This is a genomic window from Variovorax sp. 679, from assembly GCF_003952185.1.
Lineage (GTDB): Bacteria > Pseudomonadota > Gammaproteobacteria > Burkholderiales > Burkholderiaceae_C > Variovorax.
On the sequence record NZ_RXFS01000008.1, the window covers coordinates 286,323 to 312,536 of the forward strand.

The window sequence follows — 26,214 nt, forward strand, 5'->3', positions numbered from 1 at the left end:
AATCTTGGGCAGAATTCTCGCATGCGTCTTCTCGGAGTCTGGTGGTTGATGGTGTGCGCGGTTCCTGCCTGGGCCGCGCATGGATATGCACTCTGGGACGACCTGAAATACGCCCCCGGCTTCAAGGCCTTCGACTATGTGAACGCCGATGCGCCCAAGGGCGGCGAGCTGCGGCTGGTGAGCAACCTGCGCGTTTCCACCTTCGACAAATACAACCCCTTCACCATCAAGGGCACGGCGCCGGCCTACCTCGACAGCCTGATGTTCGACACGCTGTTGACCGGCGCGATGGACGAGACCGGCTCCGGCTACGGCCTGCTCGCAGAGGACGTCACCGTGGCCCCCGACCGCCGCAGCGTCACTTTCCGTCTTAGGCCCGAGGCGAAATTCCACAACGGCATGCCGGTCGAGGCGGCCGACGTGAAGCACAGCTACGACACGCTCATCGGCCCCTTCACCTCGCCGGGCTACAAGACGCTGCTGCAGGAGGTCGACGGGGCCGACGTGATCAATGCGCGCACCATTCGCTTCCGCTTCAAGACGGTGAATCGCGAGCTGCCGCTGATCGTGGGGAGCCTGCCGGTTTTCAGTCGTGCATGGGGCGTGGAGAACGGCAAGGCCAAGCCCTTCGACCAGGTGGTGATGGACATCCCCATCGGCAGCGGTGCGTACAAGATCGGCCCGGTGCGCTTCGGCAAGGACATCACCTATGTGCGCGACCCCAGCTATTGGGGACGTGACTTGCCGGTGAACCGCGGTTCGCACAACTTCGACCGCATCACCGTCAAGATCTACAAGGACAACACGGCCCGGCTCGAGGCGCTCAAGGCCGGCGAGTTCGACATGATGAGCTTCTACTCGGCCGGCGACTGGGCGCGGCGGGTGAACGGCAAACGCTTCACCACGGGTGAGCTCGTCAAGCACGAGTTCCCGCACAAGAAGCCTGCGGGCTTCCAGAGCTTCGTGCTCAATTCCCGGCGCGACAGGCTCAGCGACCCACGTGTTCGCGAGGCCCTGGGCCTGGCGCTCGACTACGAGTGGATGAACCGGCAGATGTTCTACAACGGCTATCCGCGCGTGAAGGACCTGTTCGGGAACACCGACTGTGAGGCGCAGGGCCTGCCTTCGGCCGAGGAAAAGGCATTGCTCGAACCCTGGCGCGGCAAGATCCCCGATGCGAGCTTCGGCCCGATGTACACCCCGCCCACCACCGAGGGCGAAGGCCATTCGTTGCGCAACAACCTGCGCCGCGCTCGCGACCTGCTCAAGCAGGCCGGCTGGGAATACCGCGATGGCGCGCTTCGCAACGCCAAGGGCGAGGTGATGAGGCTGGAGTATCTCGACAGCAAGGAGGGCGGCGTGCGCACCGTGTCGCCCTGGATCCGAAACCTCGAGAAGCTCGGCATCACGCTGAACTTTGCAACCGTCGACTTCGCGCTTTACCAGGAGCGACTCGATCGCTTCGATTTCGACATCACGACCATCAACTTCCAGGGCACCAACAACCCCGGGCAGCAGTTGCTCGAGATATTCGGCAGCAAGGCGGCCAAGACGGAAAGCTCCGGCAACTACATGGGCGTGTCGACGCCGGCGGTCGATGCACTTCTCAAGGACATCGTCAACGCCGACACCAAGGCCGAGCTGATGCCCGCCTGCCGTGCGCTCGACCGGGTGATCATGTTCAGCCACTACCTCATCCCCCAGTGGACGTTGAACTCGCACCGTATCGTCTATGACGACTGGCGGCTCGTGTTCAAGGCGCCGATGCCGCCGTACGCCAATGGCGAAGACTGGGTCATGGGTACCTGGTGGGCCAAGCCGTCTCGCAAGTCGGCGGAGTCGGCTCCCTAGCGCAGACAGAAAAAGAAGGTAACCGGTCGTGCTCTCCTATGTCCTCAAGCGCCTGCTGCTGTTCATCCCGACGCTGCTCGGCGTGCTGCTGGTGACTTTCCTGGTGATCCAGTTCGTACCCGGCGGGCCGGTGGAGCAGTACCTCGCCGAAGCCAAGACGGCGGGGCGGGGCGGTGGCGGCTTCGAGTCTGGTGGCGGCAGCTATCGCGGCAACCAGGGCGTCGACCCAAAGCGGCTCGAACAGATCAAGGCGCTCTACGGCTTCGACAAGCCGCCGCATGAGCGGCTGTTCCAGATGCTCGGTCAGTTTGCGCGCTTCGACCTGGGCAAGAGCTTCTTCCAGAACAAGGACGTCTGGACGCTGATCCTGGAAAAGCTGCCGGTGTCGATCAGCCTTGGTCTCTGGACCTTCTTCATCAGCTACGGCGTGGCGGTGCCGCTGGGCGTTGCAAAGGCAGTGAGGGCGGGGACGCGCTTCGACCTGATCAGTACGCTGATCGTGCTGATCGGCTATGCAATTCCGGGGTTCGTGCTCGGTGTCGCGTTGCTGGTGGTCTTCGGTGGCCAGTTGCAGTGGTTCCCGTTGCGGGGGCTGACCTCCGCCAATTGGGATGACCTGAGCTGGGGGGCGCGCATCGTCGATTACCTGTGGCACATCACCTTGCCGGTCACCGCCATGGTGCTTGGCAGTTTCGCGATGACGGCCATGCTGACCAAGAACGCTTTTCTCGAGGAGATCCGAAAGCAATACGTGCTGACGGCGCGCGCCAAGGGTTTGGGCGAAGGGCAGGTGCTCTGGAAGCATGTGTTCCGCAATGCACTGATCCCGATCATCACGGGACTGCCCTCGGCCTTCATCGGCGCATTCTTCGCGGGCTCGCTGCTGATCGAGACGCTGTTCTCGCTCGACGGCCTGGGCCTGCTGGGCTACGAAAGCGTCATTCGCCGCGACTACCCGGTGGTGCTGGGCACCCTGTACCTCTTCACGCTGATCGGCCTGGTGACCAAGCTGATTTCCGATCTCTGCTACGTATGGGTGGACCCGCGTGTCAAATTCGATTGAACCCGGGGTAGCCGTTTCCGGTGTGGACGATGCAGTGCAGGGGCGCAATGGCGCCGACAGAGAGAGTGCATCCAGGGTGAGTGCTCGTGTCCACAATTCGCCTGGTCGCCGCGCGTGGCAGCGCTTCAAGCGCAACCGGCTTGGTTTCTGGAGCCTGGTGCTCTTCTCGTGCATGGTGCTGCTGAGCCTTTTCGCAGAGGTGCTTTCTACCGACAAGCCGCTGGTGCTCCGCTACGAGGGAAAGACCTATTTCCCGGTGCTGCGCGACTACTCAGAGAAGACCTTCGGTGGCGACTTCGAGACGCCAGCGGACTATCTCGACCCGTTCATTCGCGAGCGCATCACGCAGGGCGACAACTGGGCGATCTACGCGCTCAATCCCTACGGGCCCAAGACGCTGAACTACTTCGCCAAATCGCCGAGCCCTGCCGCGCCGACGAGCGACAACCTGCTCGGGACCGACGACCGGGGGCGCGACCTGCTTGCACAGCTGATCTACGGCTTTCGCGTGAGCGTGCTGTTCGGGCTTGCGCTCACCGCCATCGGCACGGTGCTGGGCGTGGCCGCAGGGGCGGTGCAGGGCTATTTCGCGGGCAAGGTCGACCTTGCGTTCCAGCGCTTCATCGAGATCTGGAGCTCGATGCCCGAGCTCTACCTGCTCATCATCTTCAGCGCGATCTTCGCGCCCAGCGTGGCGCTGCTGCTCATCCTGCTGAGCCTGTTCGGCTGGATGGGGTTGGCCGACTACGTGCGCGCCGAGTTCCTGCGCAATCGCCAGATGGACTACGTGCGCGCGGCGCGTGCGCTCGGCGTGGGCAATCTGCAGATCATGTGGCGCCACATCCTGCCCAACAGCATGGTGCCGGTCGTCACCTTCCTTCCGTTCCGGATGAGTGCGGCCATCCTCGCGCTGACCTCGCTCGACTTTCTCGGGCTGGGCGTGCCGCCGGGCACGCCGTCGCTCGGCGAACTGCTGAGCCAGGGCAAGGCGAACATCGACGCGTGGTGGATCTCGATCTCCACCTTCGGCGTGCTGGTCGTCACGCTGATGCTGCTGACCTTCATGGGCGACGCGCTACGCGATGCGCTCGATCCGCGGAAGGCCGACAAGTGACGAGCAACGCACAACCCAATCAACCCTTGCTCGACGTCAAGGGCCTGCGCATCGCCTTCGGCGGCAAGGAGGTCGTGCACGGCATCGACTTCCAGATGGCCGCCGGCGAAAAGCTCGCGCTCGTCGGCGAATCGGGCTCGGGCAAGACTGTCACCGCACTGTCGCTGCTGCGGCTGGTGCAGAACGCCGACCTGGTCGGTACGGCACGGCTGTTCGGCGGCGAGCGTGCGCAGGGCTCGCGCGACCTGCTGTCGATTCCCGAGCGCGAGTTGCGCGGCATCAGGGGCAAGGAGATCGCGATGATCTTCCAGGAGCCGATGACCGCCCTGAACGCGCTCTACACCGTGGGCGACCAGATCGCCGAGGTGCTCGAACTGCACGAGGGGCTGTCGGCCCGCGCTGCGCAGGCGGCTGCTATTCAGTTGCTGGCCGACACCGGCATTCCGGAGCCGGTGCGGCGGGCGAGGGCGTTTCCGCACCAGCTCTCCGGCGGCCAGCGCCAGCGCGCGATGATCGCCATGGCGCTCGCCTGCAAGCCGCGCCTGCTGCTTGCCGACGAGCCGACCACCGCGCTCGACGTGACGGTGCGCGCGCAGATCCTCGAATTGCTGGCCGACCTGCAGCGCAAGCACGGCATGGCCGTGCTGCTCATCACGCATGACCTGAACCTGGTGCGGCGTTTCGCCGATCGCGTGGTGGTCATGGAGAACGGCCACATCGTCGAGCACGGCGCGGTCGCGCCCGTATTCGACGCGCCGCAGCACCCCTATACGCGCAAGTTGATCGACAGCCATCCCGAGCGCAACGTGGCGCCCGTCGCGAGCGGCTCAGGCACGGCTCCGCTGATCGAGGCCAAGACCTTGCGCGTGGTCTATCCCGTGCCGAGGCCGGGCATCGCCGGCTGGTTCCGAAAGGGCGAATTCGTGGCGGTGCAGGGTGCGGATTTCCGCATCTCGCCCGGTGAAACGCTGGGCGTGGTCGGCGAATCGGGCTCGGGCAAGTCGACGCTCGCGCTGGCAGCGCTGGGGCTGCTGAAGCACCAGGGAGCGCTGCAGGTTGCCGGCAAGGGGTGGGCGGTAGACCGTGCCTCCGATCTTGCCTTGCGCCGCACGATGCAGGTGGTGTTCCAGGACCCGTTCTCGTCGCTTTCGCCGCGCATGACTGTGGAGCAGATCGTGGGCGAGGGCCTGCGCGTGCACGCGCCGGAGCTTGGCGTCGAAGCGCGCCGGACGCGCGCGCTTGCCGCGCTGGCGGATGTCGGGCTGACGGAGGCGCAGTTCCCGTCGCTGCTCGAACGCTATCCGCACGAATTCTCGGGCGGGCAACGGCAGCGCCTGGCGATTGCCCGTGCTCTGATCGTCGATCCCCGGTTGCTGGTGCTCGACGAGCCGACCAGCGCGCTCGACGTGACGATCCAGAAGCAGGTGCTGGGCTTGCTGCAGCGCCTGCAGCGCGAGCGGGGGCTGAGTTACCTGCTGATCACGCACGACGTCGAGGTGATTCGCGCGATGGCGCACCACGTCATCGTGATGAAGGACGGAGCCATTCTCGAAACCGGGCCGGTCGAGCGTGTGCTCGATGCGCCCGGGCACCCCTATACGAAGAAACTGGTGGCTGCCGCGCTGCTGGAATAAGACAACGGAGACTGCAAGAAATGTCGGAAACCGGACGCGACCGGCGCGGAGCCTGGCGCGCGGCGCTGGCCTGCATGGTCACCCTTGCGGTGGCGATGGGCCTGGGGCGTTTTGCCTTCACGCCCATGCTGCCCATCATGCTGCACGAGGGGAAGCTGGAGCTTGCCGCGGGCGGGGTGCTGGCGTCGCTCAACTATCTGGGCTATTTCCTGGGCGCGGTGAGCTGCGCGGCCATCGGCGTCAAGGCGTCGAGCATGGTGCGGGGCGGGCTGCTGGCCACGGCAGCCTTGCTGGTCGGCATGGGCGTGCTGAACAGCTTCACGAGCTGGGGCGTGCTTCGCACGGCAGCGGGCGTGATGAGCGCCTGGGTCTTCGTTTTCGCCTCGGGCTGGGGACTGCGGCGGCTGGCCGAGACCAACGCGCCGACGCTGGCTGGAGTGATCTACACCGGGCCGGGGATCGGCATCGCCATGACCGGGCTGCTCGGCGGCGCGCTCGGGCGCTGGGGTTCGGAGGCGGGCTGGATCGGGCTGGGCATTCTTGCGGTGGTGCTGATCGCCGTGATCTGGCGGGTGTTCGATGATGGAGAACGCGTTCACGCCGCTGGTGGTGGGGCCCCGGCACCTGCCACCGCAGCCCGCGTGGCCGCGCCGGCCGACCGCAGCGACGCGATCTGGCTGGTCGCGCTATATGGGCTGGCGGGCTTCGGCTACATCATCACCGCTACTTTCCTGCCGGTGATCGCCCGTCAGGCGCTGCCAGGGTCGTCCTGGCCGGATTTCTTCTGGCCGCTGTTCGGGCTGGCGATCATTCCGGGAGCGCTGATCGGCGCGCGCGCGCCGACGCACTGGGATAACCGGCTGCTGCTGGCCTGCGCCTACGCGCTCCAGGCGCTGGGCGTCGTGCTGTCCGTGGCATGGCCGAGCATTGCCGGCTTTGCGCTCGGCAGCCTGCTGCTGGGCATGCCGTTCACCGCCATCACTCTTTTCGCGATGCGGGATGCGCGACGACTGCGCGGCAATGCGGCAGCAGGGCTGATCGGCTATGCGACGGCCTCCTATGGGGTGGGGCAGATCGTGGGGCCGCTGTTTGCCGCGCCGCTGGCCCAGCGGACCGGGTCGTTCCAGCTGCCGCTGCTGGTCGCCGCCGCGGCATTGGCGCTCGGCGCCGTCCTGTTCGCGGTGGTCTGGTTCAAATCGCGCAGCGCGGCCGTGCAATAGCCGGTTGGACGTTCAAAGGCCCTTCATTAATTGCACAAATAGCATATAATTCGAGGCTCACGACCAAACGGGCGGGTACCAACCGCCCGTTTTTTTTGGTCTATGCATTCCAGGCATTCATGGCGATCTGGCATCCGTGGCGGGCGGATGGCAGCGCCCAGTATTTAAAAGGCACTTTCGAACACGTGGCATTGCAGCAAATAGTGGAACAAACCGTGGCCGGTCTCGGCTATGACCTGGTCGAGATCGAACGCTCGGCCGGGGGATTGCTGCGCGTGACGATTGATTTGCATTGGACGGCCCCCACCTCGGAAGCTGCGGCTGCCGGCGTTCCGGAGCCTTTCGTGACGGTCGAAGACTGCGAGAAGGTGACGCGCCAGTTGCAATTTGCGCTCGAGGTCGACGGTGTCGATTACAAGCGGCTCGAGGTGTCCTCGCCGGGTATTGACCGTCCGCTGCGCAATGAGCAGGATTTCGAGCGTTTCGTGGGCGAGGTGATCGACATCACGCTCAAGGCGCCAATGGGCGCCGCAGCGGCTGGCCAGGTGGCGGCCAACCGCAAGAAATTTCGCGGCACGCTGGAGCGGGCCGCACAGGTTGAAGGCGCCGCCGATGGCGCCCGGGGCTGGCAAATCGTCTGGAGCGATGCGCCGGAGCCCAAGCCGGGCCAAAAAGTGAGCAAGAAGCGCGCGCCCGCAACGCTGCAGGCGTTGGGCTTCGTGCTGGACGAGCTGCGCGAGGCGCGGCTCGCGCCAATTGTGGATTTCAAGGGCCGCAAGGCCAGAACCCAACCGGGTTTTTCGGATATTGACGACGGAACGCAGGTTCCGGACTGACCAGAGGAGTGGTGGCATGAATCGCGAAATGTTGATGTTGGTGGATGCGATCTCGCGCGAGAAGAACGTCGAGCGCGACGTGGTCTTCGGCGCGGTCGAGTCCGCGCTGGCGCAGGCCACCAAGAAACTTCATCAGGGCGACGTGGACATCCGCGTCTCGGTCGATCGCGACAGCGGCGACTACGAAACCTTCCGTCGCTGGCACGTCGTGCCCGACGAAGCCGGCCTGCAGCTGCCCGACCAGGAAATCCTGCTCTTCGAAGCCAAGGAAGAAATGGCGGACATCGAAGTCGGCGAGTACATCGAAGAGGCTGTCGACTCCGTGCCCATCGGCCGCATCGGCGCCATGGCTGCCAAGCAGGTCATCCTGCAGAAGATCCGCGACGCCGAGCGCGAGATGCTGCTCAACGACTTCATGTCGCGCGGCGACAAGATCTTCGTGGGCACCGTCAAGCGCCTTGACAAGGGCGACATCATCGTCGAGGCCGGCCGCGTCGAAGGCCGCCTGCGCCGCAGCGAGATGATCGCCAAGGAAAACCTGCGCAACGGCGACCGCGTGCGGGCCATGATCATGGAAGTCGACCTGACGCTGCGCGGCGCGCCAATCATCCTGTCGCGCTCGGCGCCCGAATTCATGATCGAGCTGTTCCGCCAGGAAGTGCCCGAGATCGAACAGGGCCTGCTCGAAATCAAGAGCTGCGCCCGCGACCCCGGGTCGCGCGCCAAGATCGCGGTGCTGTCGCACGACAAGCGCGTCGATCCGATCGGCACCTGCGTCGGCGTGCGCGGCACCCGCGTCAACGCCGTGACCAACGAGCTGGCCGGCGAGCGCGTGGACATCGTCCTATGGAGCGAAGACCCCGCCCAGTTCGTGATCGGTGCGCTGGCACCGGCCAACGTGTCGTCGATCGTGGTCGATGAAGAAAAGCACGCCATGGACGTGGTGGTCGACGAGGAGAACCTCGCCATCGCCATCGGCCGCGGCGGCCAGAACGTGCGCCTGGCTTCCGACCTCACCGGCTGGAAGATCAACATCATGGACGCCAACGAGTCGGCCCAGAAGCAGGCGACCGAGACCGATGCCAGCCGCAAGCTGTTCATGGAAAAGCTCGACGTCGACGAGGAAATCGCCGACATCCTCATTTCGGAAGGCTTCAACAGCCTCGAGGAAGTGGCCTATGTGCCGATCTCCGAAATGCTGGAAATCGAAGCCTTCGACGAAGACACCATCAACGAGCTGCGCGCCCGTGCCAAGGATGCGCTGCTGACCATGGAAATTGCCAAGGAAGAGGGCGTCGAGACGCAGTCGGCGGTGTCGCAGGACCTGCGCGACCTCGAAGGCCTGGACCCCGAGCTGATTCCCAAGCTGCACGAAGCGGGCGTGAACACCCGTGACGACCTTGCCGACCTCGCGGTCGATGAACTCACCGAGATCACCGGCCAGAGCGCCGATGACGCCAAAGCCCTCATCTTGAAAGCCCGCGAACACTGGTTCGCCGGCCAAGAGTGACGGTCATGGAGGCACGAAACCAATATGTCCAGTACCACTGTCGCCGAGTTCGCGAACGAGCTCAAGAAGACTCCCGAAACCTTGCTTGACCAGCTCAAGAGCGCAGGCGTGCCCAAGGCGGCCGTCACCGATGCGCTCACCGAGGCCGACAAGCAGCGCCTGCTCGGCCACCTGAAGGCCAGCCATGGCACCGTCGAGCCCGAGCGCAAGAAGATCACGCTGACCAAGAAGTCGACCAGCGAGATCAAGCAGGCCGACGCCACCGGTCGTGCCCGCACCATCCAGGTCGAGGTGCGCAAGAAGCGCACCTTCATCCAGCGCGACGACGGCCACCTGGCTGCGTCCGAGCCTGCGCAGCACGTTGCCGAAGCCCCCGCGGCAGCTCCCGCCGCGCCCCGTATCGACGAGGCCGAACTGGCTCGCCGCGAGGAAGAGGCGCGTCGCCAGGCCGAACTGATCCGCCGCCAGGAAGAAGAACTGGCAGAGAAGCGCCGCCAGCGCGAAGAAACCGAAGCCCGCGAGCGCGAGCAGGCCGAGAAAGCTGAAAAGGCCGAGCAGGAAGCCGCTCGCGCCGCTGCTGAAGCCGCCGAGAAGAAGGCCGCCGCCGCGGCAGCCGCTGCTGCCGCGAAACCGGCAGTCGCCGCCGCTCCCGCGCCCGCGGTGACCGCCGCTGCCGAACAGAAGGCCGCTGAACAGAAGGCTGCCGACAACAGCAAGCTCGCTGCCCAAGCCGCCGCGACGCAGGCCAAGGAAGACGCGAAGGCCAAGGCCGCCGCCGAATCGAAGGCCCGGGCCGACGAGGAAGCCGCTCGCGCCAAGGACCTCGACGAGCGTCGCCGCAAGGCCCTCGCCGAAGCCGAAGCCATCCGCGCCATGATGAACGCGCCGGCCCGCGTGCTGGTGCCGCACAAGGCACCCGAGAAGCCGCAGCCCGAGAAGGCCGCGGTCAAGGGCACGCTGCACAAGCCAACCGCTCCCGCAGCACGTGCAGGCGCACCTGCCGCGCCGGGCGCCGCAGCAGCACCCGGCGCCGCCGGTGCAGCAGGCAAGGAAGTCAAGTCCGCGAAGCTCTCGTCGAGCTGGGCTGGCGATCCTGCCAAGAAGAAGGAAATCAAGACCCGCGGCGATGCCAGCGGCGGCGTCGGTCGCGGCAACTGGCGCGGAGGCCCGCGCGGTCGCCGTGGCAACGATCGTGGCGGCCACGACGAGCAACACGTGCCGGCAGCTCCGGTCGAGGCGCGCATTCTCGAAGTGCACGTGCCCGAGACCATCACGGTGGCCGAACTGGCGCACAAGATGGCCGTCAAGGCACAAGAGGTCATCAAGCAACTGATGAAGCTCGGCCAGATGGCGACCATCAACCAGTCGCTCGACCAGGACACCGCAATGATCCTGGTGGAGGAAATGGGCCACAACGCGGTGGTTGCCGCGCTGGACGACCCGGAAGCCTTCACCGACGAGGACGTGTCGGCGCAGATCGCCGAGGCGCTGCCGCGTGCTCCGGTCGTGACCGTCATGGGTCACGTCGACCACGGCAAGACCTCGCTGCTGGACTACATCCGTCGCGCCAAGGTCGCGGCGGGCGAAGCCGGCGGCATCACGCAGCACATCGGTGCCTATCACGTGGAAACCGAGCGCGGCATGGTGTCGTTCCTCGACACCCCGGGTCACGAGGCCTTCACGGCCATGCGTGCCCGCGGTGCGCAGGCCACCGACATCGTGATCCTGGTGGTGGCGGCCGACGACGGCGTCATGCCCCAGACCAAGGAAGCCATCAAGCACGCGAAGGCGGCCGGTGTGCCGATCGTGGTCGCGATCAACAAGATCGACAAGCCCGATGCCAACCTGGACCGCGTGAAGCAGGAACTGGTGGCCGAGGAAGTCGTGCCCGAAGAGTACGGCGGCGACGTTCCGTTTGTCGGCGTGTCGGCCAAGACGGGCCAGGGCATCGACGACCTGCTCGAGCAGGTGCTGCTGCAGGCCGAAGTGCTGGAACTCAAGGCGCCGGTGGATGCCGCCGCCAAGGGCCTGGTCATCGAAGCCCAGCTTGACAAGGGCCGCGGCCCGGTCGCTACCGTGCTGGTGCAGTCCGGCACGCTCAAGACCGGCGACGTGGTGCTGGCCGGCTCGACCTATGGTCGCGTGCGCGCCATGCTGGACGAGGACGGCAAGCCGACCAAGTCCGCGGGTCCGTCGATCCCGGTGGAAATCCAGGGTCTGACCGAGGTGCCGCAGGCGGGCGACGAGTTCATGGTCATGGGCGACGAGCGCCGTGCGCGCGAAATCGCGACCTACCGTGCCGGCAAGTTCCGCAACACCAAGCTGGCGAAGGCCCAGGCCGCGAACCTGCAGAACATGTTCACCGACCTGTCGGCGGGCGAAGTGCAGACGCTGCGCATCATCATCAAGGCCGACGTTCAGGGCTCGCAGGAAGCGCTGGCGCAATCGCTGCTCAAGCTGGCGACGGACGAGGTCAAGGTGCAGGTGGTGTACGCCGGCGTTGGTGGTATCAGCGAAAGCGACATCAACCTCGCCATCGCCTCGAAGGCGGTCGTGATCGGCTTCAACGTGCGTGCCGATGCCGGCGCGCGCAAGCTGGCCGAAGGCAACGGCGTGCAGCTGAACTACTACAGCATCATTTACGACGCCGTGGACGAGATCAAGGTCGCGATGTCGGGCATGCTGGCGCCGGAGCGCCGCGAGGAAGTCATCGGCTCGGCCGAGATCCGCACGGTGTTCGTGGCCTCGAAGATCGGTACGGTCGCGGGTTCGTACATCACCTCGGGTTCGGTCAACCGCAGCGCGCATTTCCGCCTGCTGCGCGACAACGTGGTGATCTACACCGGCGAGATCGACTCGCTCAAGCGTCTGAAGGACGATGTGCGCGAAGTTCGCGAAGGTTTCGAGTGCGGTATCAAGCTCAAGAACTTCAACGACATCAAAGAGGGCGATCAGCTCGAGTTCTTCGAAATCAAGGAGATCGCGCGTACGCTGTAAGGCGCGCCACGATATCGGACTCATTGCCGCGTTGCAGCCGTCTTGCCGTACTGAAGTACTGTCTGCGACGGCGCGCCTTGCACTGAGCCCGATCTCGCGACGCTAGTGATTGATCAAATGCCCAAGAAAAAAGCAGCTACTCCCAACCGCGCCTTCAAGGTCGCCGATCAGATCCAGCGTGATCTGACGGAGTTGATCGCGCGCGAGTTGAAGGACCCGCGCGTGGGCATGGTCACGATCCAGGCCGTCGAGGTCACGCCCGACTATGCGCACGCGAAGGTCTTCTTCAGCCTGCTCACGGGCGACGTGGCCGAGACCACCGAGGCGCTGAACCAGGCCGCAGGCTTCCTGCGCAACGGCCTGTTCAAGCGCCTGCACATTCACACCGTGCCCACGCTGCACTTCATGTTCGACCGCACCACCGAGCGTGCGGCCGACATGAACGCGCTCATCGCACAAGCCGTCGCTTCGCGCTCGAAAGACGACTAGCCATGAACGCGCCACGCACACGGGTGCAGCGGCGCCCTGTGCATGGGGTGTTGCTGCTCGACAAACCGCTGGGGCTCTCCAGCAACCAGGCCTTGCAGAAGGCCAAGTGGTTGCTGCGTGCCGAGAAGGCGGGCCATACCGGCACGCTCGATCCGCTCGCCACCGGCGTCCTGCCCCTGTGTTTCGGCGCGGCCACCAAGTTCAGCCAGCTGCACCTGGATGCCGACAAGACCTACGAAGCCACGGCCCGCCTGGGTGTGAAGACCTCCACCGGCGATGCCGAGGGTGAGGTGATCGCCGAGCGGCCGGTGCATGTCACGCCTGAAGACCTGGCGCGCGTCGAGGCGCAGTTCACCGGCCCGATCCGCCAGGTGCCGCCGATGCACAGCGCGCTCAAGAAGGACGGCAAGGCGCTCTACGAGTACGCCCGCGAAGGCGTGGAAGTCGAACGGGCGCCGCGCGACGTGGTGATCCACAAGCTCGAAATCCGCGCCGTCGGGGCCGATACCATCCGCATCCTGGCCTCCGTGAGCAAGGGCACCTATATCCGCACCCTGGGCGAAGACATCGGCGAGGCGCTGGGTTGCGGCGCGCACCTGACCTCGCTGCGCCGCACCGCTACGGGCGGTTTCGTCGAAGCCCGGTGCATCACGCTCGAAGCGCTCGAAGCCATGGACGAGGAAGGGCGCCTGGCGCAGCTCCTGCCGGCCGAAGCCCTGGTCGACGGCCACAGCCGCGTCACGCTGGGCACGGAAGATGCAGCACGCTTTCTTTCCGGCCTGCGCCGCCGCGGAGCCTGGGCCGATGCGGGCGAGGTTGCCGTCTTCGGTGCCGAGCCGCCCGCTTTCCTCGGCACGGCCCACGTCGCTGCCGGCGAACTGATTCCGGGGCGCTTGCTGAACCCCATCGAAATCCAGCAAATTCTTTTGAACGCACAACAGACCGAAGCGACACCATGAGTACCAAGCAAATCCGCAATATCGCCATCATTGCCCACGTTGACCATGGCAAGACCACGATGGTCGACCAATTGCTGCGCCAGTCGGGCACCTTCGCCGAGCACGAGAAAGTGGTCGACACGGTGATGGACAACAACGCGATCGAAAAAGAGCGCGGCATCACCATCCTGGCCAAGAACTGCGCCGTGAGCTGGAAGGGCACGCACATCAACATCGTCGACACCCCCGGCCACGCGGACTTCGGCGGTGAAGTGGAGCGTGCGCTGTCGATGGTCGACGGCGTGCTGCTGCTGATCGACGCGCAGGAAGGCCCGATGCCGCAGACGCGCTTCGTGACCAAGAAGGCGCTGGCGCTGGGCCTGAAGCCCATCGTCGTGGTGAACAAGGTCGACAAGCCGGGCGCAAACCCCGACAAGGTGGTCAATGCCGCCTTCGACCTGTTCGACAAGCTCGGCGCGACCGACGAACAGCTCGACTTCCCCGTGGTGTACGCCTCGGGCATCAACGGCTGGTCGTCGATGGAAGAAGGTGCCCAGGGCGAGCAGTGGGGCCCCGACATGTCGGCCCTATTCGACACCATCCTGAAGCACGTGCCGTCGCAGAAGGGTGACCCCGCCGCGCCGCTGCAGCTGCAGATTTCCGCGCTCGACTTCTCGACCTTCGTCGGTCGAATCGGCGTGGGCCGCATCAGCCAGGGCACGCTGAAGCCCATGATGGACGTGGTCGTCATGGAAGGTCCGGACGGCAAGTCCATCAAGGGCCGCGTCAACCAGGTGCTGACCTTCCAGGGCCTGGACCGCGTGCAGGCCACCGAAGCCGGCCCGGGCGAGATCGTGCTGATCAACGGCATTGCCGACGTCGGCATCGGCGTCACCATCACCGACCCGGCCAACCCGGCGCCGCTGCCGATGCTGAAGGTCGATGAGCCGACGCTGACGATGAATTTCTGCGTCAACACCAGCCCGCTGGCCGGCCGCGAAGGCAAGTTCGTCACCAGCCGCCAGATCTGGGACCGCCTGCAGAAAGAGCTGCAGCACAACGTCGCGCTGCGCGTGAACGAGACCGACGAGGAAGGCGTGTTCGAAGTGATGGGCCGCGGTGAACTGCACCTGACCATCCTGCTGGAAAACATGCGCCGCGAAGGCTACGAAATGGCCGTGTCGAAGCCGCGCGTGGTGTTCCGCGAGATCGACGGCGTGCGCAACGAGCCCATCGAGCTGGTGACGGCCGACATCGAGGAAAACCACCAGGGCGGCGTGATGCAGGCACTGGGCGAGCGCAAGGGCGAACTCGTCAACATGGAACCGGACGGCCGTGGCCGCGTGCGCCTCGAATACCGCATTCCGGCGCGTGGCCTGATCGGCTTCACGAACGAGTTCCTGAACCTGACGCGCGGCTCGGGCCTCATCAGCAACATCTTCGACAGCTACGAGCCGCACAAGGGCGACATCGGCGGCCGCAAGAACGGCGTGCTGATCTCCATGGACGACGGTGAAATCTTCACCTACGCCCTGGGCAAGCTGGACGACCGCGGCCGCATGTTCGTGAAGGCGAACGATCCGGTGTACGAAGGCATGATCGTCGGCATCCACAGCCGCGACAACGATCTGGTGGTGAACGCCACGCGTACCAAGCAGCTGACCAACTTCCGCGTCTCGGGCAAGGAAGACGCGATCAAGATCACGCCCCCGATCGAACTCACGCTCGAATACGGCGTGGAATTCATCGAGGACGACGAACTGGTCGAGATCACGCCCAAGAGCGTGCGCCTGCGCAAGCGTTTCCTGAAGGAACACGAGCGCAAGCGCGCCAGCCGCGACCCGATGCAGCAAAGCTGATCGCTTCCGCTTTCCTGCTTTTTCCATGCGCCTGACGCACGGCGTCGCCGTCTGGCTGATGGTCGTCGTGACCCTGATGTGGGGCACGGCGGGCGTCGTCACACGGCACCTCGAGCAGGCGCACAGCTTCGAGATCACCTTCTGGCGCAGCCTCTTCACGACGCTGGCGCTGCTGGTGATCTTGCCGCTCTGGCGGGGGCGCGCGGTGTTTTCCCAATTGCGCACCGGCGGGCGTGAACTCTGGATCTCGGGCGTCTGCTGGGCCGTGATGTTCACGGCCTTCATGGTCGCGCTCACGCTGGCTTCGACGGCCAGCGTGCTCGTCACGATGTCGCTCGGGCCGTTGTTCACGGCGCTCGCGGCGCGTTTCTTCATCGGGCACAGGCTGCCTGCGCGCACCTGGCTGGCGATCGTGGTTGCGGGTGCGGGCATCGGCTGGATGTACGGCACGCAGCTGATGCAGGGCGGAGGCGGTTCGCTGGCCGGCACGCTGCTGGCGCTGTGCGTGCCGTTGGCCGGCGCGGCCAACTGGACCGTCGTGCAGCACGCCCAGGCGAAGGGTCACAAGGTGGACCTGGTGCCCGCAGTGCTCATCGGCGCGGTGCTCACTGCGCTCTTCACTCTGCCTTTTGCCTGGCCGTTCCGCGCGAGCGCGAGCGACCTTGGGCTGCTGGCTTTCCTGGGCGTGTTCCAGCTCGCCATTCCCTGCGTTCTCTCGGTGCTGTGCGCCCAGGTGCTGAAGGCGCCTGAAGTCGCGCTACTGGCCTTGCTGGAGGTGATCTTCGGCATCGCGCTGGCCTGGATCGGCGCGGGCGAGCAGCCTGCGCCGAGCGTGCTCACCGGCGGGACGCTGGTCATCGGGGCGCTGGTCTTCAACGAACTGCTGGCACTGCGCGGGCGACGCACCACGGTCGCCGATACCGCGGTGCCGGGCGCACACTGAAGCCCCTCTCGACCGGTTGACCGGCGCGTGTCCTATTGCGGCAAGGCCGCGTCGGTGACGCCCATGCTGCTCAGGCGGGCTTCGAGCACCCTGCGAACGAAGGTCTTCGGAAAGTCGTCGCTGACGCGCCAGCTGCCGTTGTCTTCCACGAAGGTGAATTCGCCGGTCACCGGCAGCGAGGTGTCACCACCCGTGAGGGCGCCCAGCAGGTTGTCGTTGTATTCGATGACCAGCGGGCAGGCATGGCCCGCGCCGTCGTCCAGCTTGCGGCAGGGGCCCGTGGGCTCGATTTCTGCGATCTCGCGCGAACGGTTCGGGTCCTTGCGCACCAGGCCCGAGTCGTTGCGAGGACGCGTGCGCATGGAAGGGGCGGCAGTCAGCGGCGCTGCGCCTTCGCGGAAGGCTTTCTCCATCGCCTCGCGGCCAATGGGCTCGGCGTTGTAGAGCGGTCTGCCGTCGGCGTCGAGGTGCCCGAATCGGGCCTCGACGATGGCGATGTCCGCGCCGCGCACCACCATCTCGTCGCTCTTCGGCTCGGTGGGGCCGATGGTGTAGGCCATCGATTCCCTGCTGTCGCCTCGCGTCATCACTGCCACGCAGCCGCGCACGCGTTCCGGCTTGCGATAGCCGACCTCGCGCATGCTGCCGACGGAGGGCGTCTCGATCACGGCGCCGCCGTTCGGGTCGAGATGGCGCATTCGCACGTCCATGGCCACGCGGCGCATGAGGCTGTCGAGCGTCTTGCGCGTGGAAGCGGCGTCGCAAGCAGGCACGCTGGCAGGGGCGAACGCGTACCAGCCGAGCCCGCCGCCGATCACGGCCACGGCGACGATGAACTTCCACGCGCCGATGCGGCGGCTGCGCTGGGCGCTGGCCTGCCATGCCTTGACGGCCTGCTCGTCGGCTTCGATCAGGGCTTGCGCCTCGGCCACGATGCGTGCGCGCTCGGCCGCCATGGCAAAGGCCGGCTCGGCGGCGACCTGGGCGCGCAGGGCATCGAAGCGTTCCCTTTCGAGCGGACCCTCGGTCGCAAGCCAGGCCAGCGTGGCCACCGGTGCGGCAGCCACGGTGCCTGCGACGGGCGTTTCGACCAGGGCCATGTCGCGCGTTTCGGCGTCGATGAGGCCGTCGTTGAAGAGCGCCTCGATGGCCTCGTGCGTGATGCCTTGTTGGGCCAGCTCGACCAGATCGTCGGCATCGATCGCGGTATCGGCCGCGTCGTCCGCGTGAGGCGCGTCATCGGCGATCCTGTCGAGCGCCGCGTTCTGCTCGTCTTCCGTGACCAGGCCGCGCACGCGCATCCACGCGAGTGCGTGGGCTGGGCCCGGGAGCGGGGGAAGGGCGGCTGCCTCGGGATGGGCACGCGCGGCGTCGTGCTGCGCCTCGCTGATCAGGCCCTGGGTCAGCAGCGCGAGGAACGCGTCCGGATTGGCGTCAGAGGTCATGCGGGGATTCTGCCGTGGGTGGTGCCGGCCCCGCAGCGGGAAAACCGGCAAGAAAAAACGCCGGCGGGTGCCGGCGTTTCGGTGTCAGGTCCGCAAGGGATCAGGGACGGGCGACTTTCCAGGCGCCGTTCGCCACGCCGTCGCCGGTCTTGTCGCCGGGCTTGGCGTCCTTGGCCCAGTAGTACAGCGGCCAGCCCTTGTAGGCCCATTGGCGCTTGCCGTCTTCGCGAATGATGATGGTGTAGGCGCCGATGGGCTTGGCGGCATCGGCCACGCCGAGTGCGGGCCAGTTGGCGGCGCACTGGGCGTTGCAGGCGGAGGTGCCGGCTCCGGCGGTGTCCTTGTTGAAGGTGTACAGCGTCATCCCGGCCGGTCCGACCAGCACGCCGTCGGCGGTGCGGGTGGGGGTGTCGGGCGCGCTGGCGGTCTTGTTGGACATGCTGCCGCAGCCGGCAAGCAGAGCCGCCGCGAGGATCGAGGCGCTGAGCAATTTCATGCAGTTTCTCCTTCAGTTGAAAAATCGCGAAAACAAGCCGGGCGACGAGAGTCCGGGCAGGATGATTGCGCGAGCCGGCAGTTTATGCGGTCATCAAGACAGATCGCGGTAGGCCAGCGTCGCAAGTTTGAGCAAAAGGTCGCGCGGCAGCTTGCCGGCTATGGCGTAGCCGAAGCCCTGGTCCACCCAGTAGAAGCTGGGCACGGGGCCTTCGGAAGCGAAGCGGAAGGCGGTTTCGCTGGCGGCGGGTGCATTCGCGCCGGCAGTCCGGGCGTCGAGGGTGCCGATGTAGAGCGTCACGCGCTCGCCCGCGGCGTCCTCGAACATGAACTGGGCGCGTGCGCCGGTTTCTCCCGGCAGCAGGCGGCCACCGACAAGGGTGTAGCCCTGGCTGGAGAGGTCAGGCACCTTCAGCGGCCGATCGAGACGCCTGGAGAGCCATTGCACGAGATGCTGCTGCTCGGATGCGGCCACTTCGACGGGATGCCTCTTCTCCGGTGCGTAGACGGCGTGTGCCATCGACGCGTCGTGCACGAACTCGCGCACGGCTGGCGTACGAGCCAGCTGCGCGCCACCGGGTGGCGCAGCCCCCCGGGTCCATTGCGCATTTCCGAGCCATCCGGTGGCGAAGGCGATCAGCAGGCCGGCCGCCATGCCTCCCCAGCGCAGCCAAGACACTCGCCGCGCCGTTCGCGGCAGGCCGCGATCGAGCGCGCCCATCAGGGCGGCGGGAACCGGTTCGGAGAGCAACCCGCCGTGCAGCCGCCGCAGGGCGTCGCGCTGCGTATGCCAGGCCGCCACCCTGGCCGCAACGGCGGGATCGTTGGCGATGGCCTCCTCGACCGCGCCGTGGCGGTCCGCGGGCAGCTGGCCATCGATCCAGGCGTGCAGCTCGTCATCGGTGGGGGGCGGGGTGGGGCGGTTCATGATGCTGCGGATTTCATTTGAGGCGGCGCAGGCCGGGGCGCACGGGAGCTGACGCGCCATCCAGCAGCTCCTGCAGCCGGACGCGGGCGCGTGACAGGCGCGACATCACCGTGCCGACGGGAACACCGAGCACCTTGGCGACTTCCGCGTACGACAGGTCCTCGAGCGTCACGAGCAGCAGCACGGCACGCTGTTCGTCAGGCAACTGCATCAGGCAGCGCTGCAGGTCGAGGCTGGTGCCCTGATCGCGGCCGGGGTCGGCGACGCCCTGTACCTCGTGCGCCACCTCGTCGATCGGCACCACGGCATGCGGCGGCGGCGTACGCCGCACCTGGCTCGCGAAGATGTTGTGCATGACGGTGAAGAGCCATGCGCGCAGGTCGCTGCCCACCACCCACAGACGCCACTTGCTGCAGGCGCGCTCCAGCGTGTCCTGCACCAGGTCGTCTGCCGCCCAGGCATTGCCCGTGAGTGCCCGCGCGTAGCGGCGCAGGCTCGGGATGTGCTCGACCAGCAGGCGGGCGTCCATGGGGCTTGGCGGGCCGGTCGATCAGGGCTTTGCGGTCTTCCAGGTGCCGTTGACGCCGTCGCCGGTCTTGTCTCCGGGCTTGGCGTCCTTGGCCCAGTAGTACAGCGGCCAGCCCTTGGAGGCCCACTGCTTCTTGCCGTCGTCGCGGGTGACGATGCTGAAGTCGCCGCTCGGCTTGTCGCCGTCGGCAGCCATGAAGGGCGGCCAGTTGGTGGCGCAGCCACCGTTGCAGACCGACTTGCCGTTGCCTGCCGTGTCCTTGTCGAATGTGTAGAGCGTCATGCCGTTGGGGCCGACGAGCGCGCCGTCGGCGGGCTTGGGCTGGGCGAAGGCAGGGAGCGCGAGAACGGCGCTCAGCAGGACGGCGGAAGATGCGCGGAAAGGCGACATGGAAAAACTCCTTGTTGGTGGCGACACCGGTGCTCCGGTGACAACCGCACAAACGCCCGCGGCGCGGCTTTTATTCCATCGTCCGCAAAAAAGATTCTTCAGCGGTTGCGGCTCTTCATCGCGCGTTCGACCTCGCGCTTGCCTTCGCGGTCCTTGATGGTGTCGCGCTTGTCGTGCTCGGCCTTGCCCTTGGCGAGCGCGATCTCGCACTTCACCTTGCCGGCTTTCCAGTGCAGGTTGAGCGGCACCAGCGTGTAGCCCTTCTGCTCGACTTTGCCGATCAGGCGGCGGATTTCGTCCTTCTTCAGCAGCAGCTTCTTGGTGCGGATCGAGTCGGGGTTGACGTGGGTGGACGCGCTCTTGAGCGGGTTGATCTGGCAGCCCAGCACGAAGAGTTCACCGTTGCGGATCACCACGTAGCCGTCGGTGAGCTGCACCTTGCCTTCGCGCAGCGACTTGACTTCCCAGCCTTCCAGGACCATGCCGGCCTCGAAGCGCTCTTCGAAGAAATAGTTGTACGCGGCCTTCTTGTTGTCGGCGATGCGGGAGGAGGTATCTTGTTTCTTGGTGGCCATGACTCGGAGATATGGGGGCTGCATGGCTTCAATACAATCCGTCGCGCACGCTGTGCCGATTCTATGAAAACAGTCAACAAGTCCGTCCTCATCTGGTACAGCGCCGAAGAGATGTATGCGCTCGTCACCGATGTGGCCAAGTATCCGCAGTTTCTTCCGTGGTGCGACAAGTCCCGCGTCATCGAGGAGGACGAGGCCGGCATGACGGCCGAAGTCGGCCTGGCATTCGCCGGCCTGCACCAGAGCTTCACCACCCGCAACACCCACGTTCCGGGGCGCGAGGTGCAGCTGAAGCTGGTCGACGGGCCCTTCTCCAACCTCGACGGCAAGTGGAAGTTCACGCCCGTGGGAGAAGAGGGCGAACGCGCCTGCCGCGTCGAGCTGCACCTGAGCTACGGCTTCACCAACTTCGCCCTGCAGGCGCTCGTGGGTCCCGTGTTCGACACCATCGCCTCGAGCCTGGTCGAGGCCTTCGTCAAGCGCGCCGAGCAGGTCTACGGTTCACCCTGATGACCATCGAGGTCACGCTGAGCTGCTCGCCCGCGGCGCGCGAGGTGTTCGAGCAGGTGCTGCGCCTCCCGCCCGATTCCACGCTGGTCGATGCGGTTCGTGCCAGCGACCTTTCGCAGCGATTTCCGGATCTGGATTGGCGCCACGCCATGACGCCGGGCATCTGGGGCAAGGCTGTCGAATGGGATCAGGCCCTGAAGGACGGCGACCGCATCGAGCTGTGCCGCCCCCTCGCGGTGGACCCCAAGGTGGCGCGCCGGGAGCGCTTCCAGCGCCAGGGCTCGAAGGGAACCGGCCTGTTCGCGAACCGCCGCAAAGGCGGCAAGGCCGGCTACTGACCGCTACTTGCAGTCGCTGTCGATGACGCCCTGAATGCGCTTCTGCTCGGCGGCACGGGCAGCGTCGTCCATGATCTCGCGCTCGCCCTTGGCATTGACCTTCGCGATGCGGATGCCGCTGTCGACCGTGGCCTTGCTCTGACGGGCGAGGGCGCAGTTGTCGGCCTTGGCCTTCGCGATTTTGGCCTCTTCCGCAGCCTGCTTGGCCTTCTGTTCGGCTTCGGCCTTCTTGGTCTTTTCCTCGAGTTCCTTGTCGACACCGGTCGGCTTGGGCGCTGCTCCTGCGGTCTTGGCCGGTGCGGCTGCCTCGGCCGGCGTGCCTTCCGCGGGCGGTGCGTCGACGTTCGGGTTCGCGGTCGATCGCGCGGCTGGCGGCGGGCCTACGCGGCGCAGGATGTTCTTCTCGGGCACATCGGGCGGCGGCGCCTGATCGCTGAAGACCTTCTTGCCGTTCTTGTCGAGCCATTGCCATTGGGCGCTCGCCGAGAGCGGCAGCGCAACGACACATCCCATTACCAGCCAGTGCACGAATTTCATCCCCGAAGTTTAGCCGGGCCTTACTTTTTGCAACATCCGGGTTGGGTGGTTTTGCAACGTCCGGAAATGGCCCTGGGCCGGCAAACCGGCCGGAGGCCTCGTTACAATCCGTCTTTTGGAGCTTCACCCATGCGCCTTCTCGGCAAAGCGCTCACCTTCGACGACGTGTTGTTGGTGCCAGCGTTCTCCCAGGTCCTGCCCAAGGACACCTCCCTCGCCACCAAATTCTCCCGCAACATCACGCTGAACCTGCCGCTCGTCTCTGCGGCCATGGACACCGTGACCGAAGCCCGCCTCGCGATCGCCATCGCGCAGGAAGGCGGCATCGGGATCGTGCACAAGAACCTCACCGCGCAGCAGCAGGCCGCCGAAGTGGCCCGCGTGAAGCGCTACGAGTCGGGCGTGCTGCGCGATCCGGTGGTGATCACGCCGACGCACTCGGTGCGGCAGGTGATGGCCCTGTCGGACCAGCTCGGCATCTCGGGCTTCCCGGTGGTCGACGCCGGCAAGGTGGTCGGCATCGTCACGGGGCGCGACCTGCGCTTCGAGAACCGCTACGACGTGCCAGTGAGCGAAATCATGACGCGGCGCGAAAAGCTCATCACCGTGCCCGACGGCACCACGCTGGCCGAGGCCAAGGCGCTGCTGAACAAGCACAAGCTCGAACGCCTGCTCGTCATCAACGGCGACTGGGAGCTCAAGGGCCTCATCACCGTCAAGGACATCACCAAGCAGACCAGCTTCCCCAACGCCGCACGCGACGCCAACGGCCGCCTGCGCGTGGGCGCCGCCGTCGGCGTGGGTGACGGCACCGAGGAGCGCGTCGAGGCGCTGGTGAAGGCCGGCGTCGACGCCATCGTGGTCGACACCGCCCACGGCCACAGCGCCGGCGTGATCGAGCGCGTGCGCTGGGTCAAGAAGAACTATCCGCAGGTCGACGTGATCGGCGGCAACATCGCCACCGGCGACGCGGCGCGCGCACTGGCCGACGCCGGCGCCGACGCGGTCAAGGTCGGTATCGGCCCTGGCTCCATCTGCACCACCCGCATCGTGGCTGGCGTGGGCGTGCCGCAGATCATGGCGGTCGACAGCGTCGCCACCGCGCTGCAGGGCACGGGCGTTCCGCTGATTTCCGACGGCGGCGTGCGTTACTCGGGCGACATCGCCAAGGCCATCGCGGCCGGCGCCAGCACCGTCATGATGGGCAGCATGTTCGCCGGCACCGAAGAGGCGCCGGGTGAAATCGTGCTGTACCAGGGCCGCAGCTACAAGAGCTACCGCGGCATGGGCTCCATCGGCGCGATGCAGCAGGGCAGTGCCGACCGGTACTTCCAGGAATCGACCACCGGCAACCCCAACACCGACAAGCTCGTGCCCGAGGGCATCGAGGGCCGCGTGCCCTACAAGGGCTCGATCGTCTCCATCGTCTACCAGATGGCCGGCGGCGTGCGTGCCAGCATGGGCTACTGCGGCTGCGCGACCATCGAGGACATGCAGAACCGGGCCGAGTTCGTCGAGATCACCACGGCCGGTATCCGCGAGAGCCACGTCCACGACGTGCAGATCACCAAGGAAGCGCCGAACTACCGTGCCGAATAAGCCCAATCTGGCCAGACCTTGAAAGTCAGGCCAGACTGGGTTTAGAATTTGGGCCAGATTCAAAATTTCTGGCCCAAATGCAATCCATCGGCATCGCTGAAGCCAAGAACAACTTCTCGGCCCTGATCGACCTCGTCGAAAAGGGCGAGGAGGTTCGCATCACCCGCCACGGCAAGGAAGTCGTGCGCATGCTGCCGGTGCGCCGCAAGCCGGTCATCACCGACGAGCAGATCGAGCGCGAACTGGGCCAGATCGAAGCGCTGCACGCCACCATCCAGCCGGGCCAGCCCGTGCGCGCATTGCTCGACGAAGGGCGCCAATCGTGACAGCCTTCGTCATGGACGCTTCCGTCACCGCCGCCTGGCTGCTGCCCGACATGGCCAGCGAACACACGCGCAAGCTCTACGCCGCCATCCGCCGCGACGAGGTGGAGCCGCAGGCGCCCAACGCCTGGCAGTGGGAGTGCGCCAACATCCTCGCCAACGGCGTGCGCAGCGGCCGCATTCCCTCGTCCGCAGTCGAAGGGCTGTGGAGCGTGCTCGATGCAATCCGCCATCGCGTCGAGCTGCACGAGCTCGCACCGGCCCAGCACAAGGCCGTGCTTGCCGTCGCCATCGACGCCGGTGTGTCTCTCTACGACGCGGGCTATCTCTGGCTCGCCAAGTCGCTCAATCTCCCGCTCGCCACCTTCGACGAGCAACTCATCAAGGCGGCGCCGCAAGCAGGCGTCAAGCTGTTCGACATTTCAACGCTCTGAGTCCTTTCGCCATGCAACACGACAAGATCCTCATCCTCGACTTCGGCTCGCAAGTCACGCAGCTCATCGCACGCCGCGTGCGCGAAGCCCACGTGCTGAGCGAAGTGCATCCCTGCGACGTCACCGACGAATGGGTGCGCGAATACGCCGCCGACGGCCACCTCAAGGGCGTGATCCTCTCCGGCAGCCACGCCAGCGTGTATGAGGAAACCACCGACAAGGCCCCGCAGGCCGTGTTCGACCTGGGCGTGCCCGTGCTCGGCATCTGCTACGGCATGCAGACCATGGCCCACCAGCTCGGCGGCAAGGTCGAGGGCGGCCACAAGCGCGAGTTCGGCTTCGCGGCCGTGCGTGCCCATGGGCACACCGCGCTGCTGAAGGACATCGCCGACTTCACCACGCCCGAAGGTCACGGCATGCTCAACGTGTGGATGAGCCACGGCGACAAGGTCACCGAGCTGCCGCCGGGCTTCAAGCTCATGGCCAGCACCGACAGCTGCCCCATCGCCGGCATGGCCGACGAGGCGCGCCGCTACTACGCGGTGCAGTTCCACCCTGAAGTCACGCACACCGTGCAGGGCAAGGCAATCCTCGAGCGCTTCGTGCTCGGCATCTGCGGCGCGAAGCCCGACTGGGTCATGCGCGACCACATCGCGGAAGCCGTCGAGAAGATCCGCGAACAGGTGGGCGACGAGGAAGTCATCCTCGGCCTTTCGGGCGGTGTCGATTCGAGCGTGGCCGCCGCGCTCATCCACCGCGCCATCGGCGACCAGCTGACCTGCGTGTTCGTCGACCACGGCCTGCTGCGCCTGAACGAGGGCGACATGGTCATGGAGATGTTCGAGGGCAAGCTGCACGCGAAGGTGATCCGCGTCGATGCCAGCGAGCTGTTCCTCGGCAAGCTCGCCGGCGTGAGCGACCCGGAAGCCAAGCGCAAGATCATCGGCGGCGAGTTCGTCACCGTGTTCAAGCAGGAAGCCGCGAAGCTCAAGGCCGGCGACGGCGGCCACAAGGGCGCGACCTTCCTGGCGCAGGGCACCATCTACCCCGACGTCATCGAGTCGGGTGGTGCCAAGAGCAAGAAGGCCGTCACCATCAAGAGCCACCACAACGTGGGTGGCCTGCCCGAACAGCTGGGCTTGAAGCTGCTCGAGCCGCTGCGCGACCTGTTCAAGGACGAAGTGCGCGAACTCGGCGTGGCGCTCGGCCTGCCGCCCGAGATGGTGTATCGCCACCCGTTCCCCGGCCCGGGCCTGGGCGTGCGCATCCTCGGCGAGGTGAAGAAGGAATACGCCGACCTGCTGCGCCGCGCCGATGCGATCTTCATCGAGGAGCTGCGCAACTTCACCGACGAGGCCACGGGCAAGACCTGGTACGACCTCACGAGCCAGGCCTTCACCGTGTTCCTGCCGGTGAAGAGCGTGGGTGTGATGGGCGATGGCCGCACCTACGACTACGTGGTGGCACTGCGCGCCGTGCAGACCAGCGACTTCATGACCGCCGACTGGGCAGAGCTACCGTATGCGCTGCTGAAGAAGGTGTCGGGCCGCATCATCAACGAAGTGCGCGGTATCAACCGCGTGACCTACGACGTGTCGAGCAAGCCGCCGGCGACGATCGAGTGGGAGTGATGAACGACGCAACGCGTCCCGCATGA

The 26,214-nt window shown here is 66.1% G+C and carries 25 protein-coding genes; 18 read left to right on the plus strand and 7 right to left on the minus strand.

The features are described 5' to 3' along the window. Nucleotides 1-21: 21 nt before the first annotated feature. From EJO71_RS22265 to EJO71_RS22320, 12 genes are all read left to right on the plus strand, one after another. Nucleotides 22-1,851 carry an extracellular solute-binding protein gene (locus EJO71_RS22265; protein WP_125950837.1) on the plus strand — a complete coding sequence of 610 codons (1,830 nt, stop codon included), beginning with the start codon at nt 22-24 and terminating at the stop codon, nt 1,849-1,851. Between the two features lie 28 nt (nt 1,852-1,879). Then, a complete protein-coding gene (locus tag EJO71_RS22270) occupies nt 1,880-2,914 on the plus strand; it encodes an ABC transporter permease subunit (RefSeq protein WP_125950838.1) in 1,035 nt (344 codons plus the stop codon). A gap of 76 nt (nt 2,915-2,990) precedes the next feature. Further along, complete coding sequence (locus tag EJO71_RS22275; protein WP_125950839.1) at nt 2,991-4,028, plus strand: ABC transporter permease; 1,038 nt, start codon at nt 2,991-2,993, stop codon at nt 4,026-4,028. Further along, complete coding sequence (locus tag EJO71_RS22280) at nt 4,025-5,662, plus strand: dipeptide ABC transporter ATP-binding protein (RefSeq protein WP_125950840.1); 1,638 nt, start codon at nt 4,025-4,027, stop codon at nt 5,660-5,662. Before EJO71_RS22275 ends, EJO71_RS22280 begins: the two co-directional genes overlap by 4 nt. Before the next feature lie 20 nt (nt 5,663-5,682). After that, nucleotides 5,683-6,882, plus strand: coding sequence for a YbfB/YjiJ family MFS transporter (locus EJO71_RS22285; protein ID WP_125950841.1), 1,200 nt, complete (start codon nt 5,683-5,685; stop codon nt 6,880-6,882). 185 nt (nt 6,883-7,067) lie between these two features. After that, nucleotides 7,068-7,718 carry a ribosome maturation factor RimP gene (gene rimP / locus EJO71_RS22290; protein ID WP_125950983.1) on the plus strand — a complete coding sequence of 217 codons (651 nt, stop codon included), beginning with the start codon at nt 7,068-7,070 and terminating at the stop codon, nt 7,716-7,718. A gap of 16 nt (nt 7,719-7,734) precedes the next feature. Next, nucleotides 7,735-9,228, plus strand: coding sequence for a transcription termination factor NusA (gene nusA / locus EJO71_RS22295; protein WP_125950842.1), 1,494 nt, complete (start codon nt 7,735-7,737; stop codon nt 9,226-9,228). Between the two features lie 24 nt (nt 9,229-9,252). Further along, nucleotides 9,253-12,225, plus strand: a complete 2,973-nt coding sequence (gene infB / locus EJO71_RS22300) for a translation initiation factor IF-2 (RefSeq protein WP_125950843.1) — start codon at nt 9,253-9,255, stop codon at nt 12,223-12,225. A gap of 117 nt (nt 12,226-12,342) precedes the next feature. After that, complete coding sequence (gene rbfA / locus EJO71_RS22305; RefSeq protein ID WP_125950844.1) at nt 12,343-12,714, plus strand: 30S ribosome-binding factor RbfA; 372 nt, start codon at nt 12,343-12,345, stop codon at nt 12,712-12,714. A gap of 2 nt (nt 12,715-12,716) precedes the next feature. Next, nucleotides 12,717-13,673 carry a tRNA pseudouridine(55) synthase TruB gene (gene truB, locus EJO71_RS22310; RefSeq protein ID WP_125950845.1) on the plus strand — a complete coding sequence of 319 codons (957 nt, stop codon included), beginning with the start codon at nt 12,717-12,719 and terminating at the stop codon, nt 13,671-13,673. Next, on the plus strand, nt 13,670-15,511 hold the full coding sequence (gene typA / locus EJO71_RS22315; protein WP_125950846.1) for a translational GTPase TypA: 1,842 nt from the start codon (nt 13,670-13,672) through the stop codon (nt 15,509-15,511). Before truB ends, typA begins: the two co-directional genes overlap by 4 nt. 25 nt (nt 15,512-15,536) lie before the next feature. Further along, nucleotides 15,537-16,454 carry a DMT family transporter gene (locus EJO71_RS22320; RefSeq protein WP_125950847.1) on the plus strand — a complete coding sequence of 306 codons (918 nt, stop codon included), beginning with the start codon at nt 15,537-15,539 and terminating at the stop codon, nt 16,452-16,454. A gap of 32 nt (nt 16,455-16,486) precedes the next feature. Here the strand turns inward: EJO71_RS22320 and EJO71_RS22325 are convergent, their stop codons facing one another. The 6 genes from EJO71_RS22325 to smpB all read right to left on the minus strand — a co-directional run bounded on the left by EJO71_RS22325 (nt 16,487) and on the right by smpB (nt 20,816). Further along, on the minus strand, nt 16,487-17,899 hold the full coding sequence (locus tag EJO71_RS22325) for a hypothetical protein (protein ID WP_125950848.1): 1,413 nt from the start codon (nt 17,897-17,899) through the stop codon (nt 16,487-16,489). 100 nt (nt 17,900-17,999) lie between these two features. Further along, nucleotides 18,000-18,395: an ATP-binding protein gene (locus tag EJO71_RS22330; protein ID WP_125950849.1), complete on the minus strand. Its 396-nt coding sequence runs from the start codon at nt 18,393-18,395 to the stop codon at nt 18,000-18,002. Between the two features lie 93 nt (nt 18,396-18,488). Then, nucleotides 18,489-19,322: an anti-sigma factor gene (locus EJO71_RS22335; RefSeq protein ID WP_125950850.1), complete on the minus strand. Its 834-nt coding sequence runs from the start codon at nt 19,320-19,322 to the stop codon at nt 18,489-18,491. Between the two features lie 13 nt (nt 19,323-19,335). Next, nucleotides 19,336-19,851: an RNA polymerase sigma factor gene (locus tag EJO71_RS22340; RefSeq protein WP_125950851.1), complete on the minus strand. Its 516-nt coding sequence runs from the start codon at nt 19,849-19,851 to the stop codon at nt 19,336-19,338. 21 nt (nt 19,852-19,872) lie between these two features. Further along, nucleotides 19,873-20,241, minus strand: coding sequence for a hypothetical protein (locus EJO71_RS22345; RefSeq protein ID WP_125950852.1), 369 nt, complete (start codon nt 20,239-20,241; stop codon nt 19,873-19,875). 98 nt (nt 20,242-20,339) lie between these two features. Next, a complete protein-coding gene (smpB, locus tag EJO71_RS22350) occupies nt 20,340-20,816 on the minus strand; it encodes an SsrA-binding protein SmpB (RefSeq protein WP_125950853.1) in 477 nt (158 codons plus the stop codon). 63 nt (nt 20,817-20,879) lie between these two features. Between smpB and EJO71_RS22355 the strand changes: the two genes are divergently transcribed. Together EJO71_RS22355 and EJO71_RS22360 are read left to right on the plus strand one after the other, a co-directional pair. Further along, on the plus strand, nt 20,880-21,326 hold the full coding sequence (locus EJO71_RS22355) for a type II toxin-antitoxin system RatA family toxin (protein WP_125950854.1): 447 nt from the start codon (nt 20,880-20,882) through the stop codon (nt 21,324-21,326). Continuing rightward, nucleotides 21,326-21,664: an RnfH family protein gene (locus EJO71_RS22360; protein ID WP_125950855.1), complete on the plus strand. Its 339-nt coding sequence runs from the start codon at nt 21,326-21,328 to the stop codon at nt 21,662-21,664. The genes EJO71_RS22355 and EJO71_RS22360 overlap by 1 nt, the downstream gene beginning before the upstream one ends. A 3-nt stretch (nt 21,665-21,667) precedes the next feature. Here the strand turns inward: EJO71_RS22360 and EJO71_RS22365 are convergent, their stop codons facing one another. Further along, complete coding sequence (locus EJO71_RS22365; protein ID WP_125950856.1) at nt 21,668-22,201, minus strand: DUF4124 domain-containing protein; 534 nt, start codon at nt 22,199-22,201, stop codon at nt 21,668-21,670. Between the two features lie 129 nt (nt 22,202-22,330). Here EJO71_RS22365 and guaB point away from each other — a divergent pair, with 129 nt between their 5' ends. From guaB to guaA, 4 genes are all read left to right on the plus strand, one after another. Further along, nucleotides 22,331-23,800 carry an IMP dehydrogenase gene (gene guaB / locus EJO71_RS22370; RefSeq protein ID WP_125950857.1) on the plus strand — a complete coding sequence of 490 codons (1,470 nt, stop codon included), beginning with the start codon at nt 22,331-22,333 and terminating at the stop codon, nt 23,798-23,800. A 77-nt stretch (nt 23,801-23,877) separates the two neighbouring features. Then, complete coding sequence (locus tag EJO71_RS22375) at nt 23,878-24,126, plus strand: type II toxin-antitoxin system prevent-host-death family antitoxin (RefSeq protein ID WP_125950858.1); 249 nt, start codon at nt 23,878-23,880, stop codon at nt 24,124-24,126. A gap of 11 nt (nt 24,127-24,137) precedes the next feature. Next, nucleotides 24,138-24,557, plus strand: a complete 420-nt coding sequence (locus EJO71_RS22380) for a type II toxin-antitoxin system VapC family toxin (protein ID WP_125950984.1) — start codon at nt 24,138-24,140, stop codon at nt 24,555-24,557. Between the two features lie 11 nt (nt 24,558-24,568). After that, nucleotides 24,569-26,188 carry a glutamine-hydrolyzing GMP synthase gene (guaA, locus tag EJO71_RS22385; protein ID WP_125950859.1) on the plus strand — a complete coding sequence of 540 codons (1,620 nt, stop codon included), beginning with the start codon at nt 24,569-24,571 and terminating at the stop codon, nt 26,186-26,188. The last annotated feature ends 26 nt before the right edge of the window (nt 26,189-26,214 follow it).

Coding starts and splice junctions, on each gene's coding strand:
- rbfA (WP_125950844.1), top strand. CDS start 12,343: ATGCCCAAGAAAAAAGCAGCTACTCCCAACCGCGCCTTCAAGGTCGCC.
- guaA (WP_125950859.1), top strand. CDS start 24,569: ATGCAACACGACAAGATCCTCATCCTCGACTTCGGCTCGCAAGTCACG.
- EJO71_RS22365 (WP_125950856.1), bottom strand. CDS start 22,201: ATGAAATTCGTGCACTGGCTGGTAATGGGATGTGTCGTTGCGCTGCCG.
- truB (WP_125950845.1), top strand. CDS start 12,717: ATGAACGCGCCACGCACACGGGTGCAGCGGCGCCCTGTGCATGGGGTG.
- guaB (WP_125950857.1), top strand. CDS start 22,331: ATGCGCCTTCTCGGCAAAGCGCTCACCTTCGACGACGTGTTGTTGGTG.
- EJO71_RS22355 (WP_125950854.1), top strand. CDS start 20,880: ATGAAAACAGTCAACAAGTCCGTCCTCATCTGGTACAGCGCCGAAGAG.
- EJO71_RS22320 (WP_125950847.1), top strand. CDS start 15,537: ATGCGCCTGACGCACGGCGTCGCCGTCTGGCTGATGGTCGTCGTGACC.
- infB (WP_125950843.1), top strand. CDS start 9,253: ATGTCCAGTACCACTGTCGCCGAGTTCGCGAACGAGCTCAAGAAGACT.
- EJO71_RS22330 (WP_125950849.1), bottom strand. CDS start 18,395: ATGAAATTGCTCAGCGCCTCGATCCTCGCGGCGGCTCTGCTTGCCGGC.
- typA (WP_125950846.1), top strand. CDS start 13,670: ATGAGTACCAAGCAAATCCGCAATATCGCCATCATTGCCCACGTTGAC.
- EJO71_RS22265 (WP_125950837.1), top strand. CDS start 22: ATGCGTCTTCTCGGAGTCTGGTGGTTGATGGTGTGCGCGGTTCCTGCC.
- EJO71_RS22380 (WP_125950984.1), top strand. CDS start 24,138: ATGGACGCTTCCGTCACCGCCGCCTGGCTGCTGCCCGACATGGCCAGC.
- EJO71_RS22375 (WP_125950858.1), top strand. CDS start 23,878: ATGCAATCCATCGGCATCGCTGAAGCCAAGAACAACTTCTCGGCCCTG.
- smpB (WP_125950853.1), bottom strand. CDS start 20,816: ATGGCCACCAAGAAACAAGATACCTCCTCCCGCATCGCCGACAACAAG.
- EJO71_RS22345 (WP_125950852.1), bottom strand. CDS start 20,241: ATGTCGCCTTTCCGCGCATCTTCCGCCGTCCTGCTGAGCGCCGTTCTC.
- EJO71_RS22360 (WP_125950855.1), top strand. CDS start 21,326: ATGACCATCGAGGTCACGCTGAGCTGCTCGCCCGCGGCGCGCGAGGTG.
- EJO71_RS22325 (WP_125950848.1), bottom strand. CDS start 17,899: ATGACCTCTGACGCCAATCCGGACGCGTTCCTCGCGCTGCTGACCCAG.
- EJO71_RS22335 (WP_125950850.1), bottom strand. CDS start 19,322: ATGAACCGCCCCACCCCGCCCCCCACCGATGACGAGCTGCACGCCTGG.
- EJO71_RS22285 (WP_125950841.1), top strand. CDS start 5,683: ATGTCGGAAACCGGACGCGACCGGCGCGGAGCCTGGCGCGCGGCGCTG.
- EJO71_RS22340 (WP_125950851.1), bottom strand. CDS start 19,851: ATGGACGCCCGCCTGCTGGTCGAGCACATCCCGAGCCTGCGCCGCTAC.
- nusA (WP_125950842.1), top strand. CDS start 7,735: ATGAATCGCGAAATGTTGATGTTGGTGGATGCGATCTCGCGCGAGAAG.